Here is a 6,279-nt window from a genome sequence, read left to right on the forward strand (position 1 = left end):
GTGCCCGTTTTGCTCTTGAGGACTTATCTCGTGTCCAATGTCGTTGCCGATCATCTCGTCTTGCTCGACCACCTGCGCAGCATCCTGGTCGCCGTAGGTGAGGCCGAACAGGTTCCCGAAGAAAGCCATGCCTTGTTCCTGGAGCGCTTCGACGAACTGCGTGCATTGCTGCCGGTCGACCCGATCGAAAGCCAATACCTGGGCCAGGACATCCTGTGCCAGGTGATCACCCGCTACCCGCAAATCGCCCATCTGGTTCCACGCGATCTGCTGTGGTACTTCGCCGGTGACTGCCTGCATTACATGCCCGATGACGAAATCGACCTGTACCAGGCGCTGGAAGAACGTCGCTTCGAAGCCGAACAGAACGATGAACCGTTCGACTGGAATCAGGAAAAACAGCTGCTGGCGATGTCGGATCAGGACAGCAAGCACTGATCCCCTGATTCATTGATGAAGATAAAAAGATCGCAGCCTTCGGCAGCGCCTACATGGGTTCGTGTACACCTGTAGGCGCTGCCGAAGGCTGCGATCTTTTGATTTTTGATCTCAAAGCAACCCATCACTTTCGGGTAACTCATACGCTAGCGCGACCTTGCCCAACGCGCTCGGNGATTTTTGATCTCAAAGCAACCCATCACTTTCGGGTAACTCATACGCTAGCGCGACCTTGCCCAACGCGCTCGGCTTGCCCGGTTTGCTTAAGGTCGGCTCCTTCTCCAGGCATTCCACCAGATAATCGATAAACACCCGTAACTTGGGCGGTAGATAGCGGGTTGGCGAATGCAGCAACCAGGCGCCTCCGTGGTAGGACGCCAGAAAGGTCCAGTCCGGCAGGACCTGCACGATCAACCCTTGCTCCAAAGCATAACGGGCGGTGAAGTACGGCAGGCTGCCGATCCCGATGTGTTGCAATACCGCGTCCAGTCGCACGCCCGTGTGATTGGCGGCGTAACGTCCGCGCACGCCGACGGTTACGGCTTTGCTGCCTTTCTTGAATTTCCAGCGCGCATCGCTCGGGGTTTCGCCCAGATAGATGCAGCTGTGGTTGAACAAGTCGTGGGGATGAGTCGGTGTGCCGTGCTCGGCCAGGTACTGCGGCGTTGCGCAGAGCAAATGGTCGATGGTCAGCAACTGCCGCCCCACCAGCCCCGGAGGTGGCCGATCGGTAATACGGATGGCCAGGTCGACGTTGTCGTCGATCAAATCCACCTGACGGTCCTCGAGCAACAATTGCACATCCACTTTGGGATAACGCCGCAGAAATTCCGGTATATGCGGATGAATCACGAATCGCCCGACGGCCTTGGGCACGCTGACACGCACCAGCCCTTCTGCTTCATAGGTGAATTGACCGCTGATTTCCATCACCGACTTCGCCGCGCTGACCATCTCCTGGCAACGCTTGAACACCTCTTCGCCACCGTCGCTCAAACGCAGTTTGCGCGTGGTTCGTTGCAGCAGACGCATGGCGAGTGCCTTCTCCAGCCGCGAAATGCTGCGGCTCACCGCCGAGGGCGAAGAGCCTGACTGGCGCGCCGCTTCGGAGAAACTGCCGGTCTCGACGACCTTGACGAAAATCGCCATTTCACCGAGCAGCGGCAGGGGAAGATTTATGCTCACAGCGCAACAGTCCTTTGATGGTTGAACGGATTATCACGCAATTCCACGGTTCATATAATAAAAATAGAAACTTTAATAAGGGCATGGAATATGACGCTTCGCCTCTTTTTCCAGAGTGATGGCCTCAAGGCCAATGTGGAAGTCCTGGATTGCACGCCCTATGAGAACGAGTTCGCCGTAGTGCTACGCGCCACCCTGTTTCATCCTCAGGGTGGCGGGCAACCCTGTGATACCGGCTGGATTGGCGAAAGCCAAGTGCTGCGTGTGGTGCAGGAACCGGACCGGATCATCCATTTCGTCGACCACCCGGTAAAACTCGGCATGATCCAGATTCGGGTCGACGAGCAACGCCGCCAGTTCAATACGCGCATGCATTCAGCGGGACACCTGATTGGCCACTTCGTCCAGGCCCTGGGCTGGATGCCGACCAAGGCTCATCACTGGCCGGATGAAGGACGTGTCCAGTTCAAACCGGGCGACAGTGCGCAGGAGGCCGATGCCCAGACGATTCAGTACGGCATCAGGCAATGGATCGCCCATGACCTGCCGCGCCAGACGTCGTTGCGCGAAGGTGCCCGGGAAGTCGGCTTCGGTGAACTGCCCGCCTACGGCTGTGGCGGCACCCACGTACAGAGCCTGAAGGATTTGGGCACCGTCACGATCACGGCCCTTTCGCAGAAAAAGGGCACGCTGTCAGTCCACTACAACGTGGACTGAGCATTTTGAGCGATGTCGGCCCCGGCATCGCCTGATCGCCCACCTCGGCGCGTCGATCGTCACCGCCGACGTGGTCAAGGGGGTTTAACATAGCCGCTCTGTCTCTCGTAACGTTACCGCCAGCTCTGCCGCTGAGCATCCTCACCGAAGAATTCCCCGCCCGGTTGGCGGCCTTTAACGGCCTGACTCGCGACATGCGTGACGCAGGGATCGCAATCAAGGCGTTAGTGCTTTCGGACAACAAAATTTTCGTCGATTGCAAAAGCCTCGACCTGCTGTCGCGTCAGTTTGGGCATGAGCTTCGCGGCATGCGCTGCAACGCTGAGGGCCTGTTTGCCCGCAATACGGCGACTATCCGGGGCATTGGCGTGGTCTGGTTCACACAGGTCAAGAAGCAAGACTGATGAGCCCGTCGCGCAATTTCGGCGAGTCGCCAAAGTAGTCCCTTCGAACCCCATCATGTAACGCTCTATCACCCGCAACCTGCCTATCTCCACCCTTTGAATGGAAAGTTTTCGTTCAAAGCGTGGCGCTTTGCCTTGGTTGAACTACCTTTCAAACAAGAAGAAGTCATAACGGTTTGGAATTTCCAGATCAGGTTCAGCGATCAGATAGCGGATTGGCAAAAGGAGTTACCTCACTATGGTCCTGGCAAGTGTTTTCCGGCTCTGTGTCTTGATTGCCGGTTTCTTTTCAGGGGAGTCAGCTCGGCGGACAGTGCCGTCCATAGCCGCTATTGCTGTCGGGCCGGGGTCTATCACTCCGGTAGACAGCCCTGGTAACCGGATCACTAAAAACCGTTTCAGCGAAGGTCGCTCGCTGTTCACTAAAGACCAGCGCATTGCACCCGCGTGTGTGTAGCAGCACCAAGGAATATTGCCGGGGGTCAGTTGTGGGGCTCTGGCGAGGTTGAGGGTCGACTCAGGCCCCTTGTAGTGATCCGAGGCAACCCAGTTAGCCTTGAAGATGGCCTATTCAGCGAGGATGCACTTAATGAGCTATCGTACCGTGCCCGCTTTCAAGCGAATTATCCATGGCCTGTTCTGGATAGGCCTCAGCGTGGATGCGGCTCAGGCCGCGCCGGCCAATTGTTCGCAACTGGACAGTTTGCCGGCAACGTTCGAGGTCGGTCAGGGGCTCCAGAATGAACTGCGCGTCCCCGTTCCGGTGACGCAACTGGCAGTCGGCGATCCGAAAATCGCCGATGTGCAACCCAGCGGTAGCAATGCCTTCATCCTCACCGGCCTCGCGCCGGGGGCCACCAGCCTGATGGTCTGGACCGCCTGTTCGAAAACGCCGCGCCAAAGCATGGTGTTCGTCAAGGGCAAGGCCACCGCGGCGCTGACCAGCGTGTCGACGGTGCCTTCCGAAGACCCGCTGCTGCCGATCCAGGTGCAGACCGATATTCGCTTCGTTGAAGTCAGCCGGACCAAACTCAAGGAAGCCAATGCCTCGATTTTTGGTCGCCAGGGCAACTTCCTGTTCGGCTCGCCGAGAACCTTGCCCACCATCGACGGCATTGTCACGCCGTCGCTGCCGGTGAACAACGGCTTGTTCAACTTCGCTTTTGCGTCCAGCGATACTCTAGTGTCGATCAACGCGCTTGAAGGCAGTGGTTTCGCCTACACCCTGGCACGGCCAAGCCTGGTAGCGCTCAGCGGGCAGAGTGCGAGCTTCCTGGCCGGTGGTGAAGTGCCGATTCCAGTGCCCAGTTCAGGCAGCGATAACGTGTCCATCGAGTACAAGGAATTCGGTATCCGCCTGACCCTGACGCCGACCATCATCGGGAAAAACCGGATCGCCCTGAAGGTCGCGCCGGAAGTCAGTGAACTGGACTTCACCAACGCCGTGAGCATCGCCGGCACGATCGTCCCGGCGCTGACCGTGCGCCGTACCGACACCAGCATCTCCCTGGCCGACGGCGAAAGCTTCGTCATCAGCGGCTTGATCAGCACCCGCAACAATTCCCAGGTGAACAAATTTCCGGGGCTGGGCGATATCCCGATTCTGGGCGCGTTCTTTCGCGATAACACCATCAACCGTGAAGAGCGCGAACTGCTGATGATCGTCACCCCGCATCTGGTCCAGCCCCTGGCTGTCAATGCACAACTACCGTCGTTGCCTGGTGAACAGCTGCGCAATTACGACCCGAACTTCTACCGCATGTTCTTCCTTGAAAATGGCGATTTCGACAGTCGCAGCGGGCTCTCGCAATGAGCCGGAGCCTGAACCGGACTTGCCTCGCCCTCACTCGTAACGGTGACCTTGAGCGCCTGCCAGGCCAGCTTTATTGCCATTGGCCAGGCGCTCAACGTGTTGTAGCCAGAGGACACTCGATGAAAGCAGTCATTGCAATAGCAGCAACATTGATGCTCGCAGGTTGTGCCACCAATGGCATGGTTTCGCGACCGGGCAGCTGCGCCAAGCCCGGTTCGGAGCAAGAACTGGCCCTGAGCCTGGCGGACAACATGGTCAACGAAGGCCGTTTGTATGCCAGCCTGGCGAATCTGGAAGGTTTGCCCGATGACCTGGTCCAGGTTCGCCTGCGCAAGGCTCGGGTGCTGCGCTTGATGGGACGCAACGAGGCGGGGCCGTTGTATCAAAGCTTGCTCGGCACCTGTCTGGCCGCTGACGGGGAACATGGCCTGGGCCAGTTGGCCGCGGCCAAAAATGATTACGCCACTGCGACCACTCACCTTGAGCGTGCGGTGAAGATGGCCCCTACCGACGACAAGATGCGCAATGACCTAGGGGTCGTCTACCTCAATCAGCGACGAATCCCTGAAGCACGCTTCGAATTCATGACCGCCATGGAACTCAAGCAGGCCAATTCACTGGCGGCACTCAATATGGTGACGCTGCTGATTTATCAGGATAACTGGAAGGCGGCTGCCGAACTCGCGAACCGCGCCAGCTTGAGTCCCCAGCAAGTCGCCGAGGCTCAAGGCCGCGCGGAAAAACTCAAGGCCTCCGCCAAAAAATCGGTGGCTTCGGAGGGGAATCGCAAGACTGAGATCGCCAATGCCTCAGCCAGTGCGAACAAGTAAAAAGCATGAGGAGTCGAGATGAATACCAAAAGGCTGTTGATTGTGTGCATGGCTTGCCTGTCCACCACTGCCTGGGCCATTGAGCCGGGTCCCTCATCGGCGCCGCAAAAAGGCACCGAGCAGTGGTTGCAGATGCAGATTCGTGGTGTGTTTGCCTCTCCTAAACTGCAAACCGCTTCGGCCACTGAACGTGACCTGGCCATGCAGCGCTGGCTGAACAGCTTCAACTATCCGATTCCGGAGTTTTATGACCAGGAAACAGCGGGGAAAATGACCATCGGCGACTGAGGCACGTCAATAGTGATCAAGCCTCTGGCGTCGTCCAGAGTGGCCTGGCTAAAAAGCCAGGCTTTTAGGTAAGTTAAGCCGCGACGCACGCTTTGTAGCCGCTGCCGAAGGCCGTGTTCGGCTGCGTAGCAGTCGTAAAATCAGAAACTGCGGTGCGTCAGGTAGACCGCGTTAACCGGATTGGAGTCATGGTGTTGCCAATCAACACCAAACGTTGCTGATTGAGCTGCGCAAAGCGCCGAGAGTCCTTCGCTCCCAGCGGCGAGAAAGATGATCCGACAGACGCACAATGGGCACTTGAGTTGTTGCCCAATGATCCCGACAGATGTCCCCAACTCGTGGAAAAAAGCCCAGTGATGCGTTCTATGGCCAGCCTGACCGAGCACCGTCGCTGCCTGGTCAATGACCGGGTCAAGGCCAGCAACCGTTCTTGTCTGCACGCTCAATCAGTAGTCCGCAGGTGCATGTTCCTTCCTCGCCGACAGCTGACTTCCAGCGAATATCAATATGCAAGAGCAAGAACGGACTACCTGTATCGCAGCGGCTACAGATCGCATGACCGGCACACATGACCAGGGGGCATTCTCAATTGAGAATGCCCCCT

8 protein-coding genes are annotated in these 6,279 nt (G+C 57.8%); 7 read left to right on the forward strand and 1 reads right to left on the reverse strand.

Annotated elements, in window-relative coordinates; translation table 11 throughout:
• Positions 1-30: 30 nt before the first annotated feature.
• A complete protein-coding gene (locus HCU66_RS16450; RefSeq protein WP_205889465.1) occupies positions 31-438 on the forward strand; it encodes a PA2817 family protein in 408 nt (135 codons plus the stop codon).
• 186 nt (positions 439-624) lie between these two features.
• On the opposite strand, the gene HCU66_RS16455 is transcribed toward HCU66_RS16450, so the two are convergent.
• Positions 625-1,623 (reverse strand): LysR substrate-binding domain-containing protein, encoded by a 999-nt coding sequence (locus HCU66_RS16455; RefSeq protein WP_205889466.1) that lies wholly within the window; start codon positions 1,621-1,623, stop codon positions 625-627.
• A 90-nt stretch (positions 1,624-1,713) separates the two neighbouring features.
• Here HCU66_RS16455 and HCU66_RS16460 point away from each other — a divergent pair, with 90 nt between their 5' ends.
• The 6 genes from HCU66_RS16460 to HCU66_RS27375 all read left to right on the forward strand — a co-directional run bounded on the left by HCU66_RS16460 (position 1,714) and on the right by HCU66_RS27375 (position 6,247).
• Complete coding sequence (locus tag HCU66_RS16460; RefSeq protein WP_205889467.1) at positions 1,714-2,340, forward strand: alanyl-tRNA editing protein; 627 nt, start codon at positions 1,714-1,716, stop codon at positions 2,338-2,340.
• 194 nt (positions 2,341-2,534) lie between these two features.
• Entirely contained in the window at positions 2,535-2,744 is a 210-nt protein-coding gene (locus HCU66_RS16465) for a hypothetical protein (protein ID WP_241015522.1), read from the forward strand.
• Between the two features lie 589 nt (positions 2,745-3,333).
• The gene (locus HCU66_RS16470; RefSeq protein WP_205889468.1) at positions 3,334-4,557 is read left to right on the forward strand and encodes a type II and III secretion system protein family protein; all 1,224 of its coding nucleotides are present in this window, start codon (positions 3,334-3,336) and stop codon (positions 4,555-4,557) included.
• Between the two features lie 119 nt (positions 4,558-4,676).
• Complete coding sequence (locus tag HCU66_RS16475; protein ID WP_205889469.1) at positions 4,677-5,387, forward strand: tetratricopeptide repeat protein; 711 nt, start codon at positions 4,677-4,679, stop codon at positions 5,385-5,387.
• 18 nt (positions 5,388-5,405) lie between these two features.
• Positions 5,406-5,675, forward strand: coding sequence for a DUF3613 domain-containing protein (locus HCU66_RS16480; protein ID WP_205889470.1), 270 nt, complete (start codon positions 5,406-5,408; stop codon positions 5,673-5,675).
• A gap of 221 nt (positions 5,676-5,896) precedes the next feature.
• Positions 5,897-6,247 (forward strand): IS110 family transposase, encoded by a 351-nt coding sequence (locus HCU66_RS27375; protein WP_205889471.1) that lies wholly within the window; start codon positions 5,897-5,899, stop codon positions 6,245-6,247.
• The last annotated feature ends 32 nt before the right edge of the window (positions 6,248-6,279 follow it).

This window comes from Pseudomonas frederiksbergensis (assembly GCF_017114915.1).
In the GTDB taxonomy this organism is placed as follows: domain Bacteria; phylum Pseudomonadota; class Gammaproteobacteria; order Pseudomonadales; family Pseudomonadaceae; genus Aquipseudomonas; species Aquipseudomonas frederiksbergensis_I.